Raw genomic sequence first — 25,319 nt, forward strand, 5'->3', positions numbered from 1 at the left:
ATGCCTCCTGCTCGCCACCCCGTGGCCCTCGCGCTTCTCCTGCTCGCAACCCCCGCCCTGGCGCAGGAGCCCGCGCGCCAGCCCCGGCCGGATGGGCTGAGCTGGAACGGGCCGATCCCCACGCTCCAGCTCGCGGACGGCAACTTCACCATCCGCCCCACCCTGCGGTTCGACGCCGATGCCGGGTCCTTCTTCGGCCAGGACAATCCGGGCGGCTATCGCAGTGGCGTGAATCTCCGCCGCGGCCGCCTCGGCCTCGGTGGTACGTTCCTGCAGGATTTCGGTTACGCCTTCACCTGGGAGCTCGGCGGCTCCGCCCCCAACGACTACGGCAATTTCTACGAAGGGCAGATCTTCTACACGGGCATCCGCAACACGACGCTGCGCATCGGCGCCTTCACGCCGCAGCACCTGCCCGAATATGCCGGTGCCTCCTTTGACCTGCCCTTCCTCGAGCGATCGACGATCACCAACGTCGCTGCTTCCCTCGCCGCTGGCGACACGCGCGAGGCGGTGGGCTTCGAGACCAACGGCGCCATCGGCGATGCCGGCGCCCGCTTCAACATCAGCGGTTACGCCACCGGCGGCGTCGCTTCCACGCCGCATGACGACCGGCAGCGCGGCCTTGTCGGTCGCGCGGTGCTGCTGGCGGCGGATCGTCCGGGCTTCCAGCTGCAGATCGGCGGCGACGTCGCTGCCCAGTTCCATCCCGGCACCAATCCCGGCCCGGAATCCATTCGCCTGCGGGACTACCCCGAGCTACGCGTGGACACACGCCGCTTCCTCGACAGCGGCTCCATCCGGGCCGACAGCGCCTGGGCCGCCGGCCCCGAGCTCTCCGCGCGCGTCGGTCCCGTCTATGTCGAGGCCGTCTGGCAGCACGTGCATATCAACGCCACGACGGGCGCCGACCGCGAATATGACGGCTGGTACGCCCAGGCCCTGGTGCCCCTCCTCGGCAAGCCGCGCGAGCGCTCCAGGGACACCGCCACTTGGCGCCGCCCCTCCGGCGACGGCCCGCTCGGCGCTATCGAACTGGGCGCCCGCTACAGCAGCACCGATCTGCGCGAGGCCGGCCAGGGATCCCGCCAGGACATCCTGACGGTGGGCGTGAACTGGTACCCGACCAGCCGCCTGCGCTTCGCCGCGCAGTACGAGAACGGGCACACGGACCTGCCTGGGCGGCCTAACCGGGACTTCCAGGCGGTGGGATTGCGCGCGGCCTTCACGCTTTAGCTGCAAGAGCCCTCGCCGGGGCGGGCGAGCCGTGCCCCCGGACCCGCTTCGGCTCCTGCACTGCAGCAGCGTCGGGGTGGCGTATCGCAGACATGAAAAAGGGCCGGGAAGACCGGCCCTTTCAGTCACCGACAGGCGTTAACCCGCGATAGAATCACAGGTCGACTAAACCTGTTGCGGAACTCCCGAGAGAGGCAGCCCCTCCCCGTGGCCGCTCAGCAACCGCCCGGAAGCGCCTCCAGCGTCTCCAGCCGGCCATTCACCGCGAACTCGCCGAAATCCATGTTCAGCTCGTCCGCCACGCCGTTGGCGTAGTAGCGCAGCCCGACCTCGTAATCCGGGGAGGAGGCGCCGCCGCCGTTATTGTCCTTGCCGAAGAAGGCGATCCGCATGCGGCCGCTCTCCTGGTTGGCCAGCAGCGGGAAGCGCGGCTGCGCCTCGGCCTCGCGGCGCCAGGGGGAGAGGATGGTGGTGCTCTCCTGCGCTCCGTCCTCGCTCGTGCCGTCCATGAGGGGCACGTTGAGGATACGCTGGGCGGCGCGGGCAGCCTCGATCGCGCGGATGGTGTGCGCCATCGGCAGAAGCGTGCCGGCCGGCAGCGTTTCCTGCCCCGGCTTGGGCTGCTCGTAGGTAGCGGAGCCGGTGCCGTCCGGCTGCAGCGTGGCCTCGCCGGCGATGCGGTTGCTCACCGCGCCCGCGGTCATCTGGGTGAGGGAAAAGCGCAGGCGGCGGCCGTCCTTGCTCTCCCAGGTCGAGTAGTCGGAGGCGGTCTCGATCGTCTGCCCGTCCCGGTCCTGCAGGCGCATGGTCAGGCGCTGGCGGCTGGCCCAGCCGTCGCAGGCGTCCAGCACCTCGAACAGCATCACGCCCTCCGCGCGCGCCACGTCGGAGTTGTCCCGCGACTTGTCGAAGCTCAGGCGGTAGGCGGCGCGATGGGCCGTCATCGCCTCGGCGCCCGGCAGATTGGCCGGGGCCTGGCTGGCGGCAGGAGCCGGGGCGGCGGGCTGTTCGGCGGTCTGGCCAGAGGTCTGGGCCGGGGCCGGCCCGGCAAGGGCCAGGGCCGAGCCCAACGCGACAGTGGCAGCAAGGAAGGAGCGCAGGCGCATCGAGGAGCCTTTCGGGTTCACGCCCAGACTTAGGCGCTCTTCGGCGCCGTTGCACCCTTCGCCGCGTCCTTATCCTTCGCCGTCTCCTTGATGGGGGGCAGGTCGGGCTTGATGTGCAGCTCCTTCCAGCGGGAGGGCTCGACCGTGCTGGGCGCGCCCATCATCAGGTCCTCGCCCTGCTGGTTCATCGGATACATGTTGATCTCGCGGAGGTTGGGCTCCTCGGCGAGCAGCATCACGATCCGGTCAATGCCCGCGGCCATGCCACCGTGCGGCGGGGCGCCGTAGCGGAAGGCGTTCAGCATGCCGCCGAACCGCTCCTCCACCGCGCTCTCCGGGTAGCCGGCCATGCCGAAGGCCTTCACCATGATCTCCGCCTTGTGGTTGCGGATGGCGCCGGAGGCCATTTCGTAGCCGTTGCAGACGATGTCGTACTGGAAGGCCGGGATAGTCAGCGGGTCCTGGTTCTCCAGCGCCTCCATCTCACCCTGGGGCATCGAGAAGGGGTTGTGGGAGAAGTCGATCTGCCCGGTCTCCTCGTTCTTCTCGAACATCGGAAAGTCGACGATCCAGCAGAAGCGGAAGACGTTCTTCTCGACCAGGTCCAGCTCGGTGCCGATGCGGAGCCGCACCAGCCCGGCGAACTTCACCGCCTCGTCCTCCTTGCCGGCGGCGAAGAACACGGCATCGCCGGGGTTCAGGCCGCAGGCGACGCGGATGGCCTCCACGCGCTCGGGTTCCAGGTTCTTGGCGATCGGGCCCTTCGCGCCATCGGCATCGAAGGCGATGTAGCCGAGACCGCCGGCGCCGGAGGTGCGGGCCCAGTCGTTCAGCTTGTCGAAGAAGCCGCGCGGCTTGCCGCCGGCGCCAGGGGCCGGGATGGCGCGCACGATGCCGCCCGAGGCCGCGATCTTGGCGAAGAGCCCGAAGCCCGAGCCGGCGAACTGCTCGGTGACATCGCGGATGATCAGCGGGTTGCGCAGGTCCGGCTTGTCCGAGCCGTATTCCAGCATCGCCTGGGCATAGGGGATGCGGCGCCAGGCGCCCTCATCCATGCCGCGCCCGGCGGCGAAGGCCTCGAAGGTGCCGCGCATGACGGGCTCCATCGTCTGGAACACGTCCTCCTGCGTGACGAAGCTCATCTCGACGTCGAGCTGGTAGAACATCAGCGTGCGGTCGGCACGGCCGGCCTCGTCGCGGAAGCAGGGGGCGATCTGAAAGTAGCGGTCGAAGCCCGCCACCATCGTCAGCTGCTTGAACTGCTGCGGCGCCTGCGGCAGCGCGTAGAACTTGCCGGGATGCAAGCGGGCCGGCACCAGAAAGTCCCGCGCACCCTCGGGCGAGCTGCTGGTCAGGATCGGCGTCTGGAACTCGTTGAACCCGGCCGCGATCATGCGCTCGCGGATGTCGTGGATGACCCTGGCGCGGAGGATCATGTTCTTCTGCAAGCGCTCGCGCCGGAGGTCGAGGAAGCGGTAGCGCAGCCGCATTTCCTCGGGCGCGTCATCGTCGGTCGCCACCTGGAAGGGCAGGACATCGGCGGCGGACTGCACCACCAGCTCGCGCACCCGCAGCTCGATCTCGCCCGTGGGCAGGCGGGGGTTCACCGTGCCCGCCTCGCGCGCCACCACCTCGCCCGTCACCGTGATCACGCTCTCGGGCCGCACGCCATCGGCCGTGGCGAAGACCTCGGATCCCTGGGGGATGACGCACTGGGTCAGCCCGTAATGGTCCCTCAGGTCGATGAAGAGCAGGCCGCCATGGTCGCGCTTGCGGTGCACCCAGCCGGAGAGCCGGACGGTCTGGCCGGCCTCGGCCGCACGAAGGGCGCCGCAGGTATGGGTGCGATAGGCATGCATGATCGGGGGAACCTGGTCTGGGAGCGCGTTCGGGGCGGCAAGAGGGGCAGGCGGCCCCCCCCTGTCAACCCTCCCGGACGCTTGGCCCAGGCACCTGGGGCCGGTTCAGGCCCGGCCGGCGGTGTCCACCAGCAGCAACGGGTCCACCTTCAGCTTGGCCAGGGCCCGGCGCCACTTCGCGTCCTGGTCCTCCTCGGTGAAGAGGATAGCCTCGTCCGGCGAGACGGAGAGCCAGGCATTGTGCTGGATCTCGCTCTCAAGCTGCCCTGGGCCCCAACCGGCATAGCCGAGGGCCAGCAACCCCTGGCGCGGCCCCTCGCCGCCCGCGATGGCCTTGAGAATGTCCACGCTGGCGGTCAGCGCGAAGCCGCCCTCGATCGGCAGGCTGCCGTCGCTGGACCAGTCCTCGGTGTGCAGCACGAAGCCGCGTCCGCCCTCCACCGGCCCGCCCGCATGCAGCCGGATGCGCCGCTGGGGCGGAATGGGGGAGACGTCCAGCTGCTTCAGCAGCTCGTCGAAGGTCAGATTCTCGATCGCGCGGTTCAGCACGATGCCCATCGCGCCCTCGGCCGAATGGGCGCAGAGGCAGATCACGCTGCGGGCGAAGCGCGGGTCGTCCATGCTGGGCATGGCGATGAGGATCTGGCCGCCGAGCCAACCCTCCTCGGCCGGGCCGGGCTTGGTCATGCGGGAGAGCTGGATCGGGGGGGAGTCCATCTCCATCTCCTCGTCCTCGTCATCATCGAGGGGGAGCGGGGGAGGGGCCTTGTCCTTGCTGCGCCGTGTCATCTCCGGAAGATGGCGACAGCTTCGGGGGGCTGCAACCCGCCCCTATACCGTTCCTCGGCGTGTTGACAGGAAGGCGGAAGCCGCGCCGAAACTGCGCCCGCATCCGTGCCCCCCTTTCCCAAGGACCTTTCCATGCCCATCCAGACCGGCGACGCCGTTCCCTCCGTCAAGATCATGCAGGCCACCCCTGAGGGCCCGAAGGAGGTGGACACCGCCGCCCTGCTCGGCACGGGCACGACGGTGCTGTTCGGCGTTCCCGGCGCCTTTACCCCCACCTGCTCCGCCCGCCATCTGCCCGGCTTCGTGCAGGAGGCTCAGGCGCTGAAGGCAAAGGGCGTGGGCACCGTCGCCTGCGTCGCCGTGAACGACGCCTTCGTGATGGCCGCCTGGGGCCGCGACCAGGGCGTGACGGATGAGGTGGTGATGCTGGCCGACGGCTCGGCCGCCTTCACCAAGGCGCTCGGGCTGGAGCTGGACCTGACCGCCCGCGGCATGGGCATCCGCGCCCAGCGCTTCGCCCTGATCGTGAAGGACGGCCGCGTGACCTATGTCGGCGTCGAGGAGCCGGGCGCATTCGGTGTCAGCAGCGCCGAGGCGGTTCTCGGCAAGCTCTGATCGGCTTGCCGTAACGGGTCCCATCCAGGGCCCTGTCCGGCTGTTTCCGCCCCGTCGGCCCGAATGGCCGGCGGGGTTTTTTGTGCCTTCCTCGGCGCTGATGCACCGCCCCGCAGACCCTTCGCAGGCAACCAGCGCCTCTTCCACCGGTTGAAACGGCTTCGAGCAATGGGAGCGCGGCGGATGGTCCTTCAGGGCAAGGTGGCCTTTGTCACCGGGGCGGATTCGGGAATCGGCCAGGCGATCGCTGCCGTCTATGCGCGGGCGGGCGCGGATGTCGCCATCACCTGGCACACGGATGAGGCCGGCGCGGCCGAGACCGCCCGGCGCATTGAATCTGCCGGCCGCCGCGCCTTCGTTACCCAGCTCGACGTGATGGATTCGGGCGCAGTGAACGCCGCCTTCGAGGCCGCTCGGGGCGCGCTGGGTCGGATCGACATCCTCGTGAACAATGCCGGCAAGGGGATGGGCGGCAAGAAGCCCGTCGCCGAGCTGGCGGATGAGGATGCGGAGGTGGTGATCCGCACGAACCTGCTCGGCCCGCTCTGGTGCTGCCGCGCCTTTCTGCGCGGTGATCCGCCGGAGGGAAGCAAGATCATCAACATCAGCTCGGTCGCCCAGCACCTGCCGACGGATGCGAGCGCGCCTTACGGCATGTCCAAGGCCGGCCTCGGCTCACTGATCCGCAGCCTCTCGGTGGAACTGGCGCCGCGGAAGATCAACGTGGTGGGCATCGCGCCCGGCCTGATCCAGACGCCGATGACTCAGGAGAGGCTGGATGACCCCGCCAAGCGCGAAGCCTCCTTCAAGGAGATCCCCTGGCACCGCGCCGGCCAGCCCGAGGAGATCGCCAAGCTCGCGCTGTTCCTCGCCAGCTCGGACGCCGAATACATCACCGGCCAGACCGTGGTGATGGATGGCGGCCTGACCATGAACTGGGGCGGCGCCTAATCCCCGGCGCAACACCAAACCCCTAAAAGAGGAGGTCCGGGGGAGTTCACTTCCCCCGGCCTTGCCTATCGGAGCGGCGAATCCGCCGGTACGCCTTCCGGTACGTTGCTGCCACTGCGCCAGCGATGCGTGCCGGACCCGAAGGCCACGATCTTGCCGTCCGGCCCCAGCACCTCGGTGCGGGTGAAGAAGATGTTGCGCCCGGCCGTGACCACGCGCCCTTCCGCGATGATGCGTCCCGTCGTCACCTGGCCGGTGAAGCGTGTGTCGAGGTCCACCGTCACCGCGCGCCGCATGTTCCCCGGCACGGTGCAGAACAGCCCGGCATAGCCCCCGGCCTGGTCAATCATTGAGAGCAGCACGCCCCCGTGCAGCACGCCGCTGCGGTTGTGGTGCCGGGGCTCCACGAGGAGGGCGAGGCGCGCGAAGCCGTCGCGCCATTCGTCCACGGTGATGCCGATCAGGTCGTGAAAGGGGGCGGTGTCGTCCATGCCCCGCGCCTAGCCGGTGTTCAGGCGATCTGCAAATCCTGCAGCGCCGCCTCCAGATCCTGGAAGCTGGGCATGTGGGTGGAGGGCGCCATCTTCCGGCCGGTCTCCACCGAGACCTGCGGCGCGTTGCCGTGAAGATGGGCGACCAGCACGGCGCGGATTACCTCAAAGTACTTGCACTCCTCATCCACCACGCCCTTCAGCCGCGCCGCGATCGGCCCCATCAGCCCGTAGGCGAGCAGCACGCCAAGGAAGGTGCCCACCAGCGCGCCGCCGATCATGCCGCCAAGCACGGTGGGCGGCTGGTCGATCGCAGCCATGGTCTTGATGACGCCCAGCACGGCGGCCACGATCCCGAGGGCCGGCAGCGCGTCCGCGATGTTCTGGATGGCGTGGGAGGAGTGCATTTCCTCCTCCTTCAGCTTCTTCAGCTCGCGGGCCATCACATCCTCGATCTGGTGCGGGTCGTCGGCGTTCATGCCGACCATGCGCAGATAGTCGCAGATGATCGCCACCGCGTGGTGGTTCGCCTTGATCTTGGGAAACCTGGCAAAGGCCGGGCTCTCCTCCGGCTTCTCGATATGCGCCTCAAGCGCCATGGCGCCTTTGGTCTGCACAAGGCGCACGAACCAGTAGAGCAGCGAGAGCAACTCGACATAGTCGGCCTTGTGGAACCGCGCGCCCTTCAGCACCTTCCCGAAGCCGCCGAGCGTGTGCTTCACATCGTGCATCGAGTTGGACATGACGAAGGCGCCAATCGCGGCCCCGCCGATCATCAGTGCCTCATAGGGCAGAGAGTGCAGGATGATGCCGAACTTCCCGCCGGCGATGGTGTAGCCGCCGAAGACGGTGACGAGCAGGAAGACGAAGCCGATGATCGTTGTCACGGAGAGGCATTCCTTGCCAACGGATGGGCGCGCAGCAGCAACACGGAGACCCGGCGGTTCGCGGGGTTCTGCGGGTCCTCGGCCATCAGCGGCTCGCGCTCGGCAAGGCCGGTGACGCTGCGGATGCGGGATTCGGCAACCCCGCCCTCCGCCAGTAGCCGGCGCGTCGCATTCGCCCGCTCGGCCGAAAGATCCCAGTTGGACCGCGCGCCGGGGCGGAAGGGGGTGGCATCCGTATGGCCGGCGATGGCCACCTCGTTCGGGACGCGGTTGATCACCGCCGCCACCTTCGCCAGCAGCGCGCGCACCTTGTCCGAAGGGGCGCTGCCGCCAAGGGCGAACATCGGCTGCCGCTCCGCATCCATCAGCTGGATCCGCAGGCCTTCGGGCACCTGCTCCACCCGGAACTGCTTCGCCAGCTCGGTCAGCGCCGGGTCGTCGCGCACCGCGGCGCGAAGCTGCTCGGCCATGCGGTCCAGCGCCTCGCGCTCGCGCCGCTCCACCTCCTCCCGCAACGCCTCGGCCGAGGCCTGGGCAAGTTCCGCCTGTGTAGGCGCCTGCGGATTGGCATTCGGGCCACCATCGCCCGCGCCGCTGCCCGGTCCGGCGCGATCGGCGGCGAGACGGGCGGGGGTGGCGGTCTCGTCGTCGCCCCTCGGCCCCTCCCGCCGCTCGACGGCCATGGCGGGGGTGTCACTGTCATCCTCCTCGAGGTCGAAGACGACGGGGCGCGGCCCGGTCTCCACCCGTACAGAGGAGGCGTTGGAGGCCATCTGCCCGGTCTCGTTCGGCGTGCGGCCGCCAAAGGGCTGGCCGGAGCCGCTCATCCGCTGGCCCATGACGTTGGTGGGGTTGAAGTAGTCGGCCAGCCCCCGCCGCTGCTCCTCCGTCGTCGCGTTCAGCAGCCACATCAGGAGAAAGAAGGCCATCATCGCCGTGACGAAATCGGCATAGGCGACCTTCCAGGCGCCACCGTGATGGCCGCCTTCCCCGCCCTCCTCCTTGCGGATGACGATGGTGACGCCTTCGCCCCTGCCTTTTGCCACGGCTCTGCATCCAAGATCCGGGCGCAAGGTGACTCAGGGACGTTAAGGCGGGGTTGATCGCCCCCTCAGCGGGGCGGCAGGCAGGCCTCCGAGAGCTGACGGAAGGCCGCGGCGCGGTGGCTGATGGCGTGCTTCCGCTCGGGGTCCATCTCCGCGAAGGTCAGCGCCTCGCCCGATGGCACGAACATCGGATCGTAGCCGAAGCCCTTCGCCCCGCGCGGTGGCCAGACCCACTCGCCCGGCGCCTCGCCCAGGAAGGCCTCCACATGCCCGTCCGGCCAGGCCAGGACGAGCGCGCAGGAGAACCAGGCCGTTCGGTCGGGCGCATGGCGGGCCAGCCGCTCCACCTTCGCCATGGCTGCGGCGTAGTCCCTGGTGCCATCGGGCTGTTCCGCCCAGTCGGCCGTATAGACACCGGGCGCCCCGTCCAGCGCGGCGACGGAGAAGCCGGAATCATCGGCCAGGGACACCATCCCGCTCGCCTGCGCCGCCGCCTTGGCCTTCAGCGTGGCATTGCCGATGAAGCTCGTCTCGGTTTCATCTGGCACCGGCAGCCCCAGCTCACCGGCCGTAACAACGGTGATTCCGTGCCCGGAGAGCAGCGCCGAGACCTCCCGCGCCTTGCCGGCATTGTGGGTTGCCAGGCACAGGCGCGTTTCGGTCAGGCGGCGATGGCTCATATGCCGACCGCCACGCGCTGTGCGGCGAACAGCTCCGCCGTGCCCTTGCGGGCCAGGCTGAGCAGGGCGGTCAGCTCCGCCTCGGTGAAGGGCGCGCCCTCGGCGGTCGCCTGCACCTCCACGATCCCGCCCGTGCCGGTCATCACGAAGTTCCCGTCCGTCTCGGCGGCGCTGTCCTCGGCATAGTCCAGGTCCAGCACCGGCGTGCCCCCATGGATGCCGCAGGAGATGGCCGCCACCTGATCCCGCAGCGGGTTGCGGGACATGATGTTGGCGCGGATGCAGTGCTGGAAGGCCAGGTGCAGCGCGACCCAGGCGCCGGTGATGGCGGCGCAGCGGGTGCCGCCATCGGCGGTCAGCACGTCGCAATCGAGGGTGACAGTCATCTCCCCCATTGCCGCCCGGTCGGTCACGGCGCGCAGGCTACGGCCAATCAGGCGCTGGATCTCCTGCGTGCGGCCGGACTGCTTGCCGCGCGCCGCCTCTCGGTCCCCACGGGAATGGGTGGCGCGGGGCAGCATGCCGTATTCCGCCGTCACCCATCCCAGCCCCTTGCCGCGCAGGAAGGGCGGCACCCGGCCCTCGACGCTGGCGGTGCAGAGAACCTCCGTCACTCCCATGCGGATGAGGCAGGACCCCTCCGCATGGCGGGCGAAGCCCGGCTCCAGCTTCAGCGTGCGGAGGTCGTCGGGTGCGCGGCCGGAGGGACGGGGTCGGAGGGCTGGGGCCTCGACATCGCTTGGGGCGTCGGACATGCGGCGGGCCTCTCCTGGCAGGGTGGCGGGAGGAACACGCCCGGCCCTGCCCCTGTCAACGTGGCCACCCGTGCCGCCTCCGCAGCCCCGGCCTCCCCCGGTGGCAGCCAGAGGGCCAGCATCGTCGCCCAGGCCCCAACGGAGGGAAGCCCGCGTCCCCCGGCAGCGCGTTCCGGCATGCCTTTCGCCTCGCCCATGGCGTCCTCTGCGCTTTGCAGGCCCGCATTGGGCAGTGCGGCCTGCGACGGAAGGATGTCGCGACTGTGACGGAGTGTGGCAGTTCCTGCTTTGCAACCGATAAATGAAACGCCTGGGATTGCAGGCATGGTTCAGGCAGGACGCGTTGACGGGACGGCAACCCCTTCCTAGCTTATGCGGTCCATCATCAGTGCGGAGTTCTGTCCCGGAATGGGCGCCCAGCCCAAGCAGCCAGCTGGCATCCTCCCGCCCAGGGCCACCCTGGGATCTTCGGCGGGAGTGTCCTCATCGGGCGCCCTGCTGCCGGGACTGGATAATCGCAGCGCGTCGATCCTGCGCCAGGTGGTGGAGTTGTATGTCGAGACTGGCGAGCCCGTGGGCAGCCGCACCCTCTCGCGCCGCCTGCCGCTCGCTCTCTCCCCCGCCACCATCCGCAATGCGATGGCGGATCTCGAAGAGGCCGGGCTGCTCTACGCGCCCCACACCTCCGCGGGCCGCCTGCCAACCGAGCGCGGTCTGCGCCTCTTCGTGGACGGGCTGCTGGAATTCGGCGACCTGACGGATGACGAGCGGGAGGCGATCTCCATCCGCTGCGCCGCCTCCGGCCGCTCGATGCAGGACACGCTGGCCGAGGCCGGCCAAATGCTCTCGGGCCTCGCCGGGGCGGCGGGGCTGGTGGTGGCGCCGAACGCCGAATCGAACATCCGCCACATCGAGTTCGTGGCCCTCGGCCCCGGCCGCGCCCTGGTCGTGCTGGTGGGGGAGCGCGGGCAGGTGGAGAACCGCATCATCGAGGTGCCGGCCGGCCTTCCCGCCGGCGCCCTGGCCCAGGCGGGCAACTACCTCAACGCCCGGCTGAACGGCCGCACCCTGGACGACGCCCGCGACCTCGTCTCCTCCGAAATCGCGGCGAACCGCACTGCGCTGGACGCGCTGACCAGTCAGGTCGTCCAGTCCGGCCTTGCCACCTGGGCGGGCGGTGGCGGTGGCTCGCTGATCCTGCGCGGTCAGTCCCGGCTGCTGCAGAACATCGACCAGGCGACGCGCGTGGCCGAGATCCAGTCCCTGTTCGACCGGTTGGAGGCGCAGGAGACGATGCTCCGCCTGCTGGAACTGGCCCAGCGCGGGCAGGGCGTGCAGATCTTCATTGGTGCCGAGAGCGGGGTATTCGACACCGCCGGCCTGTCCATGGTGGTGGCGCCCTTCCGCAACGGGCAGGAAAAGATCGTCGGCGCCATCGGGGTGATCGGGCCGACGCGGATCAACTACGGGCGGGTGATCCCGGTGGTGGACTACACCGCGCAGGTGATCGGGCGGATGCTGGGGTGACCGCCCCAGGAGAGAGAATTCCTTCTCTTCCCTAGGGGTCCTCAGGACTTCTCATGCAGGGCCAGCCTGGATTCAGGCCGGCTCGACCGGCGCCGTGCCCAGTGCTTTCAGCACCGCGCCACGCAGTCCCTCCAGCTTGCGCTCGTTCTCCACCTTCAGGCCGAACAGGTCCTTCACGTAGAAGACGTCCACCGCCCGCACGCCATAGGTGGTGACATGGGCGGAGGCGATCTGCACGCCCTGGCCGGAGATGGCGGCCGTCACGTCATGCAGCAGGCCCGGCCGGTCGCGGCCGTTCACCTCGATGACGGTGTGGGTGTTGCTGGCGTGGTTGTCGATCACCACGCGGGGCGGGACGGTGACGGCGCGGAGGCGTGCGGGCTCGCGCTTCACCTTGCTGATCTCGTCGTTGATCCGCATGCGGCCCGAGAGTGCCTGCTCGATCATGACCGAGAGGCGGGCGAGGCGGTGCGGCGCATCCAGCGCGCCACCGGCCGCGTCCTGTACCCAGAAGGTGTCGAGCGCCATGCCGCTGGTCATGGTGTGGATGCGGGCATCGACGATGCTGGCGCCGGCGACCGCGAGCGCGCCCGCGATCTGGCTGAACAGGCCGGGATGGTCGGCGGCATAGACCGTCACCTCCGTCACCGCGCGATCCTCCAACACCTCGGTGCGAACGGTCAGCGGCGCACCGGTCGCCTCGGCTTCCCGGATGAGGGAGGCGTGGCGGGCATGGGTGTCTGGGTCAAAGGAGAGCCAGTAGCCGGGGTAGCCGAGGGAGAGGAAGTGCTCCACCTCCGCCTGCGGGCGGCCAGCCAGTGCGGCAGCGGCGGCTTCGCGGGCGCGGGCCACGCGCACATCGCGCTCGGGCACGGAGAGGCCGCCGGCGAGCACCTCCGCCACGCGCCAGTAGATCTCGCGCAGCAGGGTGGCCTTCCAGCCGTTCCACACCTTCGGACCGACCGCGCGCATGTCGCAGACCGTCAGCACCAGCAGCAGGCGAAGCCGCTCGGGCGATTGCACGACCTCGGCGAGGTCGAGGATGGTCTTGGGGTCGTCGATGTCGCGCTTGAAGGCGGTCTGGCTGACCAGCAGGTGGTTCAGCACGAGCCAGGAGACGGTCTCGGTCTCCTCCGGTGACAGGCCGAGGCGCGGGCCGAGGTCCTGCGCGATGCCGGCGCCGAGTTCCGAATGGTCGCCACCACGGCCCTTGGCAATGTCGTGCAGGAGGATGGCGGCGTAGAGGGCGCGGCGGGATTGCAGCTGGCCCACCAGCTCCGAGGCCACAGGAGCAATGGTGTCCAGCTCCCCGCGCTCGAGGGCATTCATCACCCCCACCGCCTCGATCGTGTGCTCCTCGACCGTGAACACATGGTAGGTGTCGAACTGCATCAGTCCGACGATCCGCGCCCATTCCGGGATGAAGCTGGAGAGGACGCCCGCCTCGTTCAGGGCGCGCAACCAGCGATGGCTGTTCTTGCCCGAGAGGATGTCGAGGAAGATCGTGTTGGCCGCATCCTGCCCGCGCAGCCGGGCGGCGTAGCGCGCATTGCGGATCAGCGCCCGCAGGCCCAGCGGATGCAGCTCCAGCCCGCGGTCCCGCGCCACCCGCATGATGCGGAACATCACCCCCGGATCGGATGCGATGTCGGTCTCGGGCGCGAACAGCAGCTTGCCGTCGGCGAGAGTGAGCCCCGCCCGCTTCATCGCCTCGTCCGGCGCGGGCTGCAGCGCGGGCATGCCCAGCGCGGCGCGCTCGATCGCCGGCTCCAGCAGGCGTTTCAGGCGCACCACCTCACGGGCGGTGAGGAAGAAGTGCTTCATGAAGCGCTCCACCCCGTCCTGCTTGCCATGGCGGGTGTAGCCCATGCGGGCGCCGACCACCGGCTGCAGGTCGAAGGTCAGGCGCTCCTCGGCGCGACCGGTGACGTAGTGGAGGTGGAAGCGGACGGTCCAGAGGAAGGACCAGGCGCGGCGGAAGGCGCGGGCCTCCTGTGCCGTGAGCAGCCCGCCGCCGGGGCTGTCCGGCCCCACCATCTGCCACATCTTCTCCACGCCAAAGGCGTAGCGGGCCAGCCAGTACATGGTCTGGAGGTCGCGAACCCCGCCGCGCCCTTCCTTGATGTGCGGCTCGACGAGATAGGGGCTGTCGCCGTAGCGGGCATGGCGAAGCCCGCGCTCGATCTGCTTGGCATGCAGGAACTGGCCGAGGCCCCATTCCTTGCGCGCGGTGTTATAGGCCTCGGCGAAGCGGGCGTAGACGCCGCGGTCCCCCTCCAGGTACCGCGCATCCAGCAGCGCGGTCTGCACGGTGGTGTCGGACTTCGCGTCCTCCAGGCACTCGGCGATGGAGCGGGTGGCGTGGCCGACCTTCACGCCCAGGTCCCACAGAAGATAGAGCATGAACTCCACCGCGCGGCGGCCCGTGGCGTCCAGCGGCTCGTCCGAGACGAAGAGAAGGTCGATATCCGAATAGGGCGCCAGCGTGCCGCGCCCGTAGCCCCCGGTGGCAGCCAGGGCGAAACCCGGCGCTGACCCCCGCCCGGCGGTGGCGGAAAGGCTGTAGCGCAGGATTGCGGCGATCAGCCCATCCATTTCCTGGGCAAGCGCACGGGCGGCCACGAGGCCGGCGAGGTTATCCCGCTCGAAGCGCTCCTGCATGCCCGTCTGGATGCGGCTGAGATGGCGGCGCAGCAGGGCAAGCGCAGCATCGCGGGAAGGAGTGGGGAGGGAATCCAGCCCATCCAGACCCGGCTGCGACGCGACAGATGCTTCGGCCGTGCCGAGGCCAGCGGTGTTCATCCAACAGAAGATAAGGAGTTGCGCTGCGACGCAACAGTCGTTCCTTGACCCGGAAGCAGGGTTTTCAGCCGATACAGGGCCTCCAGCGCTTCGCGTGGCGCCAGCGCATCAGGGTCCAGGGCTTCCAGCGCTGCCCGGAGGGGGTCGCCAGCCACCTGGGGTTGCGCAGACCCGGCCGGGGCAGCGGCGAAAAGCGGCAATTCGCCCGAGAGCGGGTCCAGGCCGCGAGCGCGCTCCTCGAGCGAGGCCAGCACGGTTTCGGCCCGCCCCACCACCTCCCGCGGGATGCCTGCGAGCCGCGCGACATGCAGGCCCCAGGAGCGTTCGGAGGCACCGGGCCCCACCAGGTGCTGAAACACCACCTGCCCCCGATGCTCCCGCACCTTCATGGCGGCCGGGGCCAGCTCAGGCAGCTTGCCGGCCAGTGCCGTGAGTTCATGGAAGTGGGTGGCAAAAAGGGTGCGGGAGCGCAGACGGTCGTGCAGCGCCTCCAGCACCGCCCAGGCGATGGCCAGCCCGTCCCAGGTGGCAGTGCCGCGGCCGACCTCGTCCAGCACCACGAAGGAGCGGGGGCCGGCCTGGTTCAGCACGGCCGCCGTCTCGCTCATCTCCACCATGAAGGTGGAACGGCCGCCGGCGATGTCGTCCGCGGTGCCGACGCGGGAGAAGAGGCGGTCTACCAGTCCGATGCGGGCGGATTCGGCGGGCACGAACAGCCCGGCCTGGGCGAGGACCACCATCAGCGCGTTCTGGCGGAGATAGGTGGACTTGCCGGCCATGTTCGGGCCGGTCAGCAGGCAGAGGCGGCGGCCGGGGGAGAGATCGGCGTCGTTGGGGACGAAGGCGGGGCCGCGATTGCGGCGCAGCGCGGCCTCCACCACGGGGTGACGGCCCTGGGTCACGCAGAAATCGGGGCGCTCCGGCATGTCCGGCCGGCACCAGCCACCACCGGCTGCGAGCTCGGCAGAGGCGGCGTGGACGTCGATCTCGGCCGCGGCCCGGGCGGCGGCGGCGATTCCGGGCGCGGCGCCCAGGCAGAGCGAGCGGAGGTGCCGGACCACCATCGCCTCGCGCTTTGCCGCCTCGTCCCGCGCCTGGGACAGCCTGCGGTCGAGGTCCGACAGCGCACCGCAGGTGAAGCGGTGGGCATTGGCCATGGATTGCCGGTGGATGGGCGCCATCGGGCCGGGGGCGGGTTTCTCGCGCAGCAGCGTCTCGCCTGCGGCAGAGGGGACCTCGGCCAGGAAGCCGAGCTGCTGGTGGTGGCGGATCTTGAGGCTGGCCACGCCCCAGGCCTGGGCCAGGTCCATCTGCAGGGCGAGGATGGCGCCGCGCGCGTCGTCCCGCAGGCGTCGGAGAGCGTCCAGCTCGCCGTCATAGCCGGGGCCGACCACGCCGCCATCCTCCAGCCGCGCCGGCAGTTCGGCGGCCAGCGCCCGGGAGAGTTCGGCCCGCGGAGAGGAGGCGGGGACCAGGGCCTCCCCGGCCTCCCGCAGCAGGGGCGGGATGGGCGGCACTCCGGCGGCGGCGGAGAGGGCGGTCCGCATCGCCTCGGCCCGGGTCAGGCCATCGCGCAGCGCCGCGAGGTCGCGCGGAAAGAAGCGCTCCACCGAGAGACGGCCCAGGGCGCGGGCCATGTCGGGCGCGCCCTTCAGCGCCTCCCGCAGCCCGGCGCGCACCGAATCGGCGGCCAGGAGGAAGGAGACGGAATCGTGCCTCGAGGCGATGGGGGCGGCTTCGGCAAGCGGCGTGGCGAGGCGTGCGGCGAGTTCGCGCGCGCCGGCGGCGGTCAGCGTACGGTCCACGGCGCCGAGCAGGCAGTCCTTGCCGCCGCGCTCGGCGCGTAGGATCTCGAGCGACCGGCGGGTGGCGGCGTCCATCCGCAGCGTGCCCTCGCCACTGCGGGCCTCGGGGGGCGCAAGGCGGGGAAGGGTGCCGCCCGAGGCGGAGCGGACGTAATCCAGCGCCATGGCCAGCGCCGCCGTCTCGCCCTCGGTGAAGCTGCCGAAGGCCGCGAGGCTGGCAACGCCCCATGCCTCGGCGGCCAGCCGGGCGCCATCCCGCGGCGGTGTGGTTTCGCGCACCACACCGCCGAGGGGGGTGAGGGCGTCACCGGCGGCGAGGGCTTCGGGGGCAACCACCTCCGCGGGCTCCAGCCGGGCCAGGAGGGCACCCAGCTCGGCGGTGGCCAGGCTTTCGGTGCAGACATGGCCGGTGGAGACATCCAGCCAGGCGGCGCCGACGCGATCGCCGGCTTCGGGTGCGAGGGCCAGCAGCCAGGAAGGGCGGGCACCCTCCAGCAGCGACTCCTCCGTTACCGTGGCGGGGGTGACGATGCGCACCACCTCCCGACGCACGGCCGGGGCCTTGCGGGCCTTGGCGGCTTCGGGCGTCTCCATCTGCTCGCAGATCGCCACCCGGAACCCGCGGCGGATCAGCCGCGCGAGATACGCCTCCATCGCATGGACAGGCACGCCGGCCATGGGCACGGGCTGGCCCTGGTGCTCGCCACGATGGGAAACAGCGAGGCCCAGCGCTTCGCCTGCCGTGACGGCATCGGCGAAGAACATTTCGAAGAAGTCGCCCATGCGGAAGAAGATCAGCGCATCGGGATGGGCGTGCTTGGCCACGAACCACTGGGCCATGGCGGGGGTGGCGCCCTCGGCGCTGGGCGGGGATGGCAGGGCGGCGTCCATGGCCGGACTCCTAGGGTCCGGCGGGGGATCGGTCCAGCGGCTGCGCGGCCGCGCTTGCAGGCAGGTGGGCCGCAGGGGCAGGCTCGGTCCGGAACGCCCATGAACGGGCGGCGGAGATGTTTGGGATGGATCGCAGGAGCTTTCTTGGCGCGGGGCTTGGCGCCGGCCTGGTTACCGGTTTCGCGGGCGGCCTAGCCGCCCCGGCGCTCGGCCAGGATGCGCGCGCGAGCACGATGCGCTTCGTGCCCCAGGCCAACCTGACCAGCCTGGACCCGGTCTGGACCACGGCCACCGTGACCAGCAACCACGGCTACTACGTCTTCGATACGCTCTACGCGATGGATGCGGGGAACCGGCCCCGCCCGCAGATGGCCGAGGGCCACGAAACGCTGGAGGACGGCAAGCTCTGGCGCTTCCGCCTGCGCGAGGGGCTGCGCTTCCACGACAACACGCCGGTGCGCTCGGCCGATTGTATCGCCAGCATCAAGCGCTGGTCCTCGCGCGATCCCTTCGGCCAGCTTCTCGCCCGCGCGGTTGCGGAATGGCGCGCGATCGATGATCGCAGCTTCGAGGCGCGGCTGCACCGGCCCTTCCCGCTGATCCTGGACGCGCTCGCCAAGCCCGATGCCAGCGTGTGCTTCATCATGCCCGAGCGGCTCGCCTCCACCGAGTCCACGCGCGCGATCACGGAGATGGTGGGCTCCGGCCCCTATCGCTTCCTGCCCGGCGAGTACAACTCGGGCTCGCGCGTGGTGTACGAGAAGTTCGACGGCTACGTGCCGCGCCAGGAGGCGCCGGAGCGGGCCTCGGGCGGCAAGGTCGCACATCTGCGCCGCATCGAGTGGCTGGTGATCCCCGACGCCTCCACCGCCGCCGCCGCGCTGACCAACGGGGAGATCGACTGGTGGGAGCGGCCGCTGTCGGACCTGCGGCCGGTGCTGTCCCGCAGCCGCGAGGTCCGGCAGGAGATCCTCGACGTGGAGGGGCGGCTGGCACTGATGCGGCTGAACTGCCTGCAGCCGCCCTTTGACGATGTGCGTCTGCGCCGCGCCGTGCGGCTCTCGGTGATGCAGGAGAACTACATGCGCGCGGCCCAGGGCGACGACACCGCCCTCTGGAGCGAGTGCCGCAGCCTCTATCCGCGCCGCACACCCTACTACAAGGACCATGCGGACCTGATGCCGGGCAGCCTGGATGCTGCACGCGCCGCGCTAAAGGACGCCGGCTATACCAATGGCAAGCTGGTCATCATTAATCCGACGGATTTCCCGGACATCGGCCCGCTCGGCCAGGTGACGAACGATGCGCTGCGCCGCGTGGGAATGAATGTGGAACTGGCGGAGAGCGACTGGGGCACGGTGATCCAGCGCCGCAACTCGCGCGAGCCGGTGGAGAAGGGCGGGTGGAGCATCTTCCACACCACCGGCTCCTCCAACACCTATGGTAGCCCGGCCATGTCGCCGCTGATTCGCGGCCAGGGCGAGGGTGGCTGGTTCGGCTGGTGGAAGAGCGACCGCGCCGAAGCGATGACGGCGGAGTGGATCGACGCGCCGGACGACGCCACCCGGATGCGCCTTGCCGAGGGGATTGGCCGCCTGGCGCTGGACGAGGTGGCGACGATCCCGCTCGGCCAGTTCACCATCCGCACCGCCTTCCGGCGGAACCTCACGGGCATGCTGGAGGGCAGTTCGCCCTATCCGTGGAACATCCGGCGCGGATGATGGCAGGAGGGAGAAGGACTTCTCCCTCCATCGGAGGTACACGTTCGATCTTTCCCTCAGCTTTTTCTATCGGGCTGCGGGAAGATGGGGAGCTTGCGGTCTGCAGTGGGCCGGTATTCGGCGTGCATCATGATGTGCCGGGCCCCTGCGCTGTCCTTCGACCAGCGTATCCACGGCAGTCCCGGGGAAGATGAGGGGGCCAGGGGAGGATTCCTTCTCCCTTGGTGGAGATGATCCGAGAGAGGCAACGCCTCTCTCGGGGCGGCTCGCGCCACCGATCGGCGATGCCGCAATGCAGCATGCAAGAAACCCGCGGCCACCATTCCCGAGCGCCCCCCGACCCGCTACACGCGGCGGTCCTGGCGCCCCATAGTGAGGCGGAAAGCGGAGGATCACGGTCATGGACGACGCGCGACGCACGGGAGATTCCCGCACCGCCCGCATCACCCGCGAGGAAGCGTTGGCGATGCATGCCGAGGGCAAGCCCGGCAAGCTGGAGATCCGCCTCACCAAGCCGCTCGCCACCGCGCGCGACCTCTCGCTCGCCTATTCACCGGGGGTCGCCGAACCCTGCCTGGAGATCCACCGGGATCCCTCGCTCGCCTATGACTACACGTCCAAGGGCAACATGGTCGCCGTCATCTCCAACGGCACCGCGGTACTGGGGCTGGGCGATCTCGGCGCGCTGGCCGGCAAGCCTGTCATGGAGGGCAAGGCGGCGCTGTTCAAGCGCTTCGCCGAGGTGGATTCCATCGACCTCTGCGTCGATACCTCGGACGTGGACGAGTTCGTGAACTGCGTGCGCTACCTCGCGCCCAGCTTCGGCGGCATCAACCTTGAGGACATCAAGGCGCCCGAGTGCTTCGTGATCGAGCAGAGGCTGCGCGAGATCATGGACATCCCGGTGTTCCATGACGACCAGCACGGCACCGCCATCGTCGCCGCCGCCGGGCTCATCAATGCCTGCCACCTGACCGGGCGCGAGCTGCGCGACACGCGGCTGGTGATCAATGGCGCGGGCTCCGCCGCCATCGCCTGCGCCGAGCTGCTGCGCGCCATGGGGATGCGCCCGCAAAACATCATCATGTGCGACACCAAAGGCGTGCTCTATCGCGGCCGCACCGAGGGCATGAACCAGTGGAAATCCGCCCACGCCGTCGAGACGGATGTGCGCACTCTGACCCAGGCGCTGGCGGGCGCAGATGCCTTCTTCGGCCTGTCCAAAAAGGGTGCGGTGACGGCCGAGATGGTGAAGGCGATGGCCGAGAAGCCGATCATCTTCGCCATGGCGAACCCCGATCCGGAGATCACGCCGGATGAGGCGAAGGCGGCCCGGCCGGACTGCATCGTGGCCACCGGGCGTTCGGACTACCCCAACCAGGTGAACAACGTTCTCGGCTTCCCTTTCATCTTCCGCGGTGCGCTGGACGTGCGCGCCAGCACGATCAACGAGCACATGAAGATCGCCGCCGCCGAAGCGCTGGCGATGCTGGCGCGGGAGGACGTGCCGGAGGAGGTGGCGGGCGCCGGCGGCGGGGCCGGGCTGCGCTTCGGGCCGGAATACATCATTCCCCACGCCTTCGATCCGCGCCTGATCTCCCGTGTCTCGCCCGCCGTCGCGCGCGCGGCGATGGAGAGCGGGGTGGCGCGCAAGCCCATCACCGACATGCAGCAGTATTCCCGCATGCTGGCGCAGAAGCTGGACGCGGCCGGCGGCGCCCTGGAGGCGATCACCGAGCGCGTGCGGCAGAATCCGCGCCGCGTGGTCTTCGCCGAGGGGGAGGAGGAGAAGACGATCCGCGCCGCGATCGCCTTCCGCAACGCCGGCTACGGCACCCCCGTGCTGGTGGGGCGCGAGGACCGCATCACGGCGACGGTGGCCGCCCTCGGCGTGCCGCTGCCCGAGGGCATCGAGATCCACAATGCCGCGCTGTCCGACAGCAACCGGCGCTACGCCGAGTACCTGTATTCGCGGAAGCAGCGCGAGGGCTTCCTGTTCCGCGACGTGCAGCGCGCGGTAAACCTGGACCGCAACGTCTTCGCCGCCTGCATGGTAGCGATGGGCGATGCGGACGCGATGGTCACCGGCACCACGCGCTCCTACTCGGCAGCACTGAAGCAGATCACGCTGGCGATCGACCCGGCCCCGGCCTCGCACGGTGGCAAGGGCGTGCTGTTCGGGCTGACGCTGCTGCTCACCCGCCGCGTCGGGACGGTGCTGCTAGCCGACACCACCATCCATGAGCGCCCGGATGCCGAGACGCTGGCCGAGATCGCCGTGCAATCCGCCGCCCAGGCCCGCCGCCTGGGGCTGGAGCCGCGCGTGGCCTTCCTGTCCTTCTCCAACTTCGGCGACCCGCGCGGCAGCGTCATTCCGGCGACCGTGCGGGACGCGGTAGAGCTGCTGGACGCTCGCGGAGAGGTGGGCTTCGAGTATGACGGGGAGATGGCCGCAGATGTGGCGCTCGATCCGCAGCTACGCGCCCTCTATCCCTTCTGCCGCCTCACCGGGCCCGCCAATGTGTTGGTCATGCCCGGGCTGCACGCGGCGCACATCCTGTCCAAGGCGGTGCCGCGCCTGACCAGTGCAGCGTCCATCGGGCCGCTGCTGATGGGGCTGTCCAAGCCGGCGCAGATCCTCTCGATCGCCACGGGAGTGAACGGGATCCTGGACATGGCTTGCCTGGCCGCTCACGACTCTCTATCGCGCTAGCCGCCGCGCGTTGCCCAGGGGGGGGGCGGCCGAAGGAGGCCGCTCACCCGGCCTCGGCGCAGCGCCGCAGGTTCAGTGCCGTATTGGCCGGCGGCTCGCCCGGACGGGCCAGCCGCGCGGAGGAGAGGAACACCCCGAGGGTGCGAGGGTCCTCGGTGTCCCCCACCGTGCTCGGGCTCACCGCATCCGGGGTTTCCAGGGCAAGGATGAGCTCGCGCGCGCCCTCGGCTCCTTGCCAGGGCAGGAAGACCTCCCGCGGCGAGGTGCCGATACGGAAGTCGCAGGCCACGCCGCCTGCGGCCCGCGCGCCGACCCGCCGGGGCTCCCCGCCGGGCGGCACATAGGTGCCGAGGGTCAGCACCATCCCCGTGGTTCCCGCTCCGCCCGTGAGCAGGAGCACCCCCGCGTCGCCGAGCGACCAGCGGCCCTCCGGCTCGCGGGTCCAGCCGATGAATTCCACGGGCCAGGGCTTGGGCGCGAAGGGCATGGGCCGGCAGGCGAGGCCGAGCCGTTCCATCCGCGCGCGGTAGGCGGCGAGGTAGACCTCGGCAGGCGGAACCGGGGCCGGCGGGAGGTGCCAGGCGATGGTTCGGGACAGGCTGCGCATCACCGCCGGGCTGCGGGTGACGTCGCTCTCCGGCTCGCAGGCCGCACCGCGCAGAACGGCCAGCGCGCGCTCCCGCCCGGCCATCTCGCGGGCAGAGGCACGGTTCTGCAGGAAGGTGGCCGCGCCGAGCAGCCCGACCGCGGCGGCACAGGCCAGCGTCGCCGCCCGGGCGCTGCCGCCGGCGCGCGAAAGCCGGCGAAGGAGCGCCGCGATCACCACCGCCGCGACGGCACCGAGGGCGAGGACCGCCACGCGCGAATCAACATAGGTACAGTCGCCCAGGCGGCACCAGGCCTGGTATTTCGCCGTCAGCGCGTGCGCGATGGTGTTCACCCAGGCCCAGCCCAGGCCGGCGGCCAGGAGGCCGAGCGCCGCCGCGGGCCGCAGGACGCGTGCCAGCGCGGGCAGCAGCCGGGCCGCAAGCCAAGCGCCGGCAAGCAGCACCGAGGCGGCGATGACCAGGTCTGTCCGCCCGGGAGAAGCGGGGGCGAGATGCGGGAAGATCGTGCCGTTCGCGCCGTGCAGCATCTGCAGTGACAGGATGTCGAGCGGCGAGGGTAGCTGGGCGATGTTGCCGCCATAGGTGCTAGGGAAAAGCGCGCGGTAGCTGAGATAAAGGGCGGCGGCGGCGAGGACGGCCGGGCCGTGCAGACACAGGACGCGAAGCCGCCGCCCGCTGCCCGCGGCCAGCACCGCAATCGCGGCAAGGGCGAGCCCTGCCAGGAAGGCGTATTCCAGCAGCAGCATCAGCGCAGTGAGCGCGACAGCGGCACCGGCCCGTTTCCACGGATGCAGCGCCCGCTCCCTAGCAAGCCAGAGATGGATCCCGATCAGCCCGAGCAGCGGCACGGTGATGAGCAGCGGATAGGCGTTCGGCGGCAGGTGATGCGCCGCCATCGGCGTGAGGCAGAGGGTAAGCAGCAGCGCCGGCCGGGTGAGCGGCAGGCGGAAATGCCGCGCCAGCAGGCGACACAGGCCGAGGATCACGAGGCCGAACAGCAGCACCGCCAGCACCCGGCCCCAGGCGTAGTCGCCCAGCATGGCCCCGAGATACTCCAGCGGCATGGTCGGGTAGATACCGATGCGGCCCTGGCGCTCCGCCAGCCCGCGGATCTCGCCGATGAGCGACCAGGGGTTGTCCAGGGCGAGGAGGGCGGAGAGCTGGGAGAAGTTGTCGTCCGCCGATTGGTGGAAGGCGGCGAGGAACGGCCACAGCTGGACCAGGGCGAAACCGAGCAGGACGGCATCGGGCAGAGAGGCGCGCAGGCGGTCCGGCAGGGAGGGAAGCGTCAGGGCGACTTCAGCCTTGCCCGAGACGCGGGCGAGCGTGTGCCGGCCCGGCACTGTCCCACGCGGGCCCGGGTGGGGCGCCGTGCCGTCCATGACCGGGAGTTCTCCGAAGGGGGATCGAGGGTGGGGCCGGCAGCGGCTGATCCTGCCGCGTCCCCGCGCCTGTGCCGTTACCGCGGCGGCATCCGAATCGCCGGGACTAGCGGGCGAGCAGTTCGCAGGGTGGAGGAACTCTGTCCAGCGAAGGACCGAACCGGTCGTTCCGGATGCTGGAACTGGTGCTCAGGACCGGAGAGCGGCACCGGTGTTTGCGCCGAAGCCGCCCGCGGGTCTTAGCCGCCTTTCTGCACGATGAAGCCGATGGAGGTGGAGACCAGCCCCTGGATCGAGAGCCGCAGATGCGGCGGCTCGGGGATCGAGAGAGGAGAATCGCCGCCGGGATAGGGCGGCAGGTCGACGAACTGGTCGAGGATGCCCTCGCCGGTGCCGAAATCCATCGGCATCATGCGGTGGCCCGCCAGCGCCAGCCGCGCCTCCAGCTCCTCGATGTGGCGGCGCTGGAACAGAACCGTGGTGCCCTCCTCTAGCGTGGCGCCCTCGGGGTTCATGTTGAACTCGGTGGTGTGGACCGCGATACCGCCGGGGCGGAGGCACCTCATCGCCTCCAGCACGAAGTCGAGCCCCTGCCGGATCGAGCCGCAATGCTCCAGCGAGCAGATGGACCACAGGAAGTCGAAGCCGCCATGCAGGTCGGCGGGGATGGCGTTCATGTCCACCGCGCGCATCGAAACGCGCTGGTTGAAGGTCTCCAGGTCGATCAGCCCGGGCTTGAAGATGGTCTCTACCTTGCCGCCATGCTGGTCCGTCTCGATCCAGTTACGGGCACGCAGGTCGGTGGCGTCCAGGTCGGTGGCCAGCACCTCCACGCCGCGGGCAGCCATGAAGCTCGGCAGCCATTCGGCACCCACCGCGAAGCCCAGGCCGCGTTTGCCGGGCACGAACATCCCGCGCTCATGCAGGAGCTGCAGGGCGTAGCAGTCCTCCCACACCTTGCGGTGGTACATCGGCACGAAGCCGATCTGGCCGCACCAGTAGCGCAGCCAGTGGCTCTCGATGTCCTCCTGCCGGCACAGGCGACCGCCGAAGCCCATCGTCACCGGATCGGACGGGAGGGGGGCGAGGTGCCCGGCCAGCCCGGCATCATAAAACTGGCTGGCGATGGCCGAGCCCAGCACCTTGGTGTTCCAGGCCGCCAGATCCGCATTGCGAGCAGCGGCGCCGGACGTCACCTCCAGCGACTGGAGCTTTCCGAGGATCTGGCCAGGATCGACGCGGCTGAGGCCGCGAGCCAGGGAGCGGAGGCGACGGAGCAAGGGCGTGTCGTTCCAAAGGGGTGGGCCACCACCCGGAAGGAGCGGGGCCGCCACCCGTTACCTAATAGGCTGCCCGGGATGTGACCACCCCGTGCCGGATCACGCCCGGGGCAGCGAGAGGGATGGTGAGGCCGAGGACGGGCGCCCTGACGGCTTCCCTTACTGACACGGGCCT

18 protein-coding genes are annotated in these 25,319 nt (G+C 70.1%); 6 read left to right on the plus strand and 12 right to left on the minus strand.

Features of this window, described 5'->3' with window-relative positions:
• Complete coding sequence (locus ACVBD7_RS21645; protein ID WP_458095304.1) at positions 1 to 1,236, plus strand: OprO/OprP family phosphate-selective porin; 1,236 nt, start codon at positions 1 to 3, stop codon at positions 1,234 to 1,236.
• Between the two features lie 215 nt (positions 1,237 to 1,451).
• Here the strand turns inward: ACVBD7_RS21645 and ACVBD7_RS21650 are convergent, their stop codons facing one another.
• The 3 genes from ACVBD7_RS21650 to ACVBD7_RS21660 form a co-directional block, all read right to left on the minus strand.
• The gene (locus tag ACVBD7_RS21650; protein WP_458095305.1) at positions 1,452 to 2,363 is read right to left on the minus strand and encodes an EipB family protein; all 912 of its coding nucleotides are present in this window, start codon (positions 2,361 to 2,363) and stop codon (positions 1,452 to 1,454) included.
• 8 nt (positions 2,364 to 2,371) lie between these two features.
• A complete protein-coding gene (gene aspS, locus ACVBD7_RS21655; protein ID WP_458095306.1) occupies positions 2,372 to 4,201 on the minus strand; it encodes an aspartate--tRNA ligase in 1,830 nt (609 codons plus the stop codon).
• A 105-nt stretch (positions 4,202 to 4,306) separates the two neighbouring features.
• Positions 4,307 to 4,918 (minus strand): YqgE/AlgH family protein, encoded by a 612-nt coding sequence (locus ACVBD7_RS21660; protein WP_458095307.1) that lies wholly within the window; start codon positions 4,916 to 4,918, stop codon positions 4,307 to 4,309.
• 204 nt (positions 4,919 to 5,122) lie between these two features.
• On the opposite strand from ACVBD7_RS21660, the gene ACVBD7_RS21665 reads away from it, so the two are divergent.
• Positions 5,123 to 5,605, plus strand: a complete 483-nt coding sequence (locus ACVBD7_RS21665) for a redoxin family protein (RefSeq protein WP_458095308.1) — start codon at positions 5,123 to 5,125, stop codon at positions 5,603 to 5,605.
• Between the two features lie 183 nt (positions 5,606 to 5,788).
• Positions 5,789 to 6,556 (plus strand): SDR family NAD(P)-dependent oxidoreductase, encoded by a 768-nt coding sequence (locus tag ACVBD7_RS21670; RefSeq protein WP_458095309.1) that lies wholly within the window; start codon positions 5,789 to 5,791, stop codon positions 6,554 to 6,556.
• Positions 6,557 to 6,621: 65 nt separating this feature from the next.
• On the opposite strand, the gene ACVBD7_RS21675 is transcribed toward ACVBD7_RS21670, so the two are convergent.
• From ACVBD7_RS21675 to rph, 5 genes are all read right to left on the minus strand, one after another.
• On the minus strand, positions 6,622 to 7,047 hold the full coding sequence (locus tag ACVBD7_RS21675; RefSeq protein ID WP_458095310.1) for a PaaI family thioesterase: 426 nt from the start codon (positions 7,045 to 7,047) through the stop codon (positions 6,622 to 6,624).
• Between the two features lie 20 nt (positions 7,048 to 7,067).
• Positions 7,068 to 7,934, minus strand: coding sequence for a flagellar motor stator protein MotA (gene motA, locus ACVBD7_RS21680; RefSeq protein WP_458095311.1), 867 nt, complete (start codon positions 7,932 to 7,934; stop codon positions 7,068 to 7,070).
• Complete coding sequence (locus ACVBD7_RS21685) at positions 7,931 to 8,980, minus strand: flagellar motor protein MotB (protein WP_458095312.1); 1,050 nt, start codon at positions 8,978 to 8,980, stop codon at positions 7,931 to 7,933. Before ACVBD7_RS21685 ends, motA begins: the two co-directional genes overlap by 4 nt.
• Positions 8,981 to 9,045: 65 nt before the next feature.
• A complete protein-coding gene (gene rdgB / locus ACVBD7_RS21690; RefSeq protein WP_458095313.1) occupies positions 9,046 to 9,660 on the minus strand; it encodes an RdgB/HAM1 family non-canonical purine NTP pyrophosphatase in 615 nt (204 codons plus the stop codon).
• Positions 9,657 to 10,415: a ribonuclease PH gene (rph, locus tag ACVBD7_RS21695; RefSeq protein WP_458095314.1), complete on the minus strand. Its 759-nt coding sequence runs from the start codon at positions 10,413 to 10,415 to the stop codon at positions 9,657 to 9,659. The genes rdgB and rph overlap by 4 nt, the downstream gene beginning before the upstream one ends.
• 477 nt (positions 10,416 to 10,892) lie before the next feature.
• Between rph and hrcA the strand changes: the two genes are divergently transcribed.
• Positions 10,893 to 11,942: a heat-inducible transcriptional repressor HrcA gene (gene hrcA / locus ACVBD7_RS21700; RefSeq protein ID WP_458095315.1), complete on the plus strand. Its 1,050-nt coding sequence runs from the start codon at positions 10,893 to 10,895 to the stop codon at positions 11,940 to 11,942.
• 72 nt (positions 11,943 to 12,014) lie between these two features.
• Here hrcA and ACVBD7_RS21705 read toward each other — a convergent pair whose 3' ends face one another.
• Complete coding sequence (locus ACVBD7_RS21705) at positions 12,015 to 14,744, minus strand: [protein-PII] uridylyltransferase (RefSeq protein WP_458095316.1); 2,730 nt, start codon at positions 14,742 to 14,744, stop codon at positions 12,015 to 12,017.
• Positions 14,741 to 17,440, minus strand: coding sequence for a DNA mismatch repair protein MutS (gene mutS / locus ACVBD7_RS21710; RefSeq protein ID WP_458095317.1), 2,700 nt, complete (start codon positions 17,438 to 17,440; stop codon positions 14,741 to 14,743). The genes ACVBD7_RS21705 and mutS overlap by 4 nt, the downstream gene beginning before the upstream one ends.
• Positions 17,441 to 17,565: 125 nt before the next feature.
• Between mutS and ACVBD7_RS21715 the strand changes: the two genes are divergently transcribed.
• Both ACVBD7_RS21715 and ACVBD7_RS21720 read left to right on the plus strand, forming a co-directional pair.
• Positions 17,566 to 19,161, plus strand: coding sequence for an ABC transporter substrate-binding protein (locus ACVBD7_RS21715; RefSeq protein WP_458095318.1), 1,596 nt, complete (start codon positions 17,566 to 17,568; stop codon positions 19,159 to 19,161).
• A gap of 400 nt (positions 19,162 to 19,561) precedes the next feature.
• The gene (locus ACVBD7_RS21720) at positions 19,562 to 21,874 is read left to right on the plus strand and encodes an NADP-dependent malic enzyme (RefSeq protein ID WP_458095319.1); all 2,313 of its coding nucleotides are present in this window, start codon (positions 19,562 to 19,564) and stop codon (positions 21,872 to 21,874) included.
• A 43-nt stretch (positions 21,875 to 21,917) separates the two neighbouring features.
• Here ACVBD7_RS21720 and ACVBD7_RS21725 read toward each other — a convergent pair whose 3' ends face one another.
• Both ACVBD7_RS21725 and ACVBD7_RS21730 read right to left on the minus strand, forming a co-directional pair.
• On the minus strand, positions 21,918 to 23,864 hold the full coding sequence (locus ACVBD7_RS21725; RefSeq protein ID WP_458095320.1) for a hypothetical protein: 1,947 nt from the start codon (positions 23,862 to 23,864) through the stop codon (positions 21,918 to 21,920).
• 239 nt (positions 23,865 to 24,103) lie between these two features.
• Positions 24,104 to 25,144, minus strand: a complete 1,041-nt coding sequence (locus ACVBD7_RS21730) for an SAM-dependent methyltransferase (protein ID WP_458095321.1) — start codon at positions 25,142 to 25,144, stop codon at positions 24,104 to 24,106.
• Positions 25,145 to 25,319 lie beyond the last annotated feature (175 nt).

This window comes from Roseomonas sp. WA12, assembly GCF_054165765.1.

What these genes read in the sequence shown, in the direction of transcription:
- ACVBD7_RS21720 (WP_458095319.1), top strand. Translation starts at nt 19,562, where the DNA reads ATGGACGACGCGCGACGCACGGGAGATTCCCGCACCGCCCGCATCACC.
- ACVBD7_RS21715 (WP_458095318.1), top strand. Translation starts at nt 17,566, where the DNA reads ATGGATCGCAGGAGCTTTCTTGGCGCGGGGCTTGGCGCCGGCCTGGTT.
- ACVBD7_RS21705 (WP_458095316.1), bottom strand. Translation starts at nt 14,744, where the DNA reads ATGAACACCGCTGGCCTCGGCACGGCCGAAGCATCTGTCGCGTCGCAG.
- rph (WP_458095314.1), bottom strand. Translation starts at nt 10,415, where the DNA reads ATGTCCGACGCCCCAAGCGATGTCGAGGCCCCAGCCCTCCGACCCCGT.
- ACVBD7_RS21670 (WP_458095309.1), top strand. Translation starts at nt 5,789, where the DNA reads ATGGTCCTTCAGGGCAAGGTGGCCTTTGTCACCGGGGCGGATTCGGGA.
- aspS (WP_458095306.1), bottom strand. Translation starts at nt 4,201, where the DNA reads ATGCATGCCTATCGCACCCATACCTGCGGCGCCCTTCGTGCGGCCGAG.
- rdgB (WP_458095313.1), bottom strand. Translation starts at nt 9,660, where the DNA reads ATGAGCCATCGCCGCCTGACCGAAACGCGCCTGTGCCTGGCAACCCAC.
- ACVBD7_RS21675 (WP_458095310.1), bottom strand. Translation starts at nt 7,047, where the DNA reads ATGGACGACACCGCCCCCTTTCACGACCTGATCGGCATCACCGTGGAC.
- ACVBD7_RS21665 (WP_458095308.1), top strand. Translation starts at nt 5,123, where the DNA reads ATGCCCATCCAGACCGGCGACGCCGTTCCCTCCGTCAAGATCATGCAG.
- mutS (WP_458095317.1), bottom strand. Translation starts at nt 17,440, where the DNA reads ATGGACGCCGCCCTGCCATCCCCGCCCAGCGCCGAGGGCGCCACCCCC.
- ACVBD7_RS21645 (WP_458095304.1), top strand. Translation starts at nt 1, where the DNA reads ATGCCTCCTGCTCGCCACCCCGTGGCCCTCGCGCTTCTCCTGCTCGCA.
- ACVBD7_RS21725 (WP_458095320.1), bottom strand. Translation starts at nt 23,864, where the DNA reads ATGGACGGCACGGCGCCCCACCCGGGCCCGCGTGGGACAGTGCCGGGC.
- ACVBD7_RS21660 (WP_458095307.1), bottom strand. Translation starts at nt 4,918, where the DNA reads ATGGACTCCCCCCCGATCCAGCTCTCCCGCATGACCAAGCCCGGCCCG.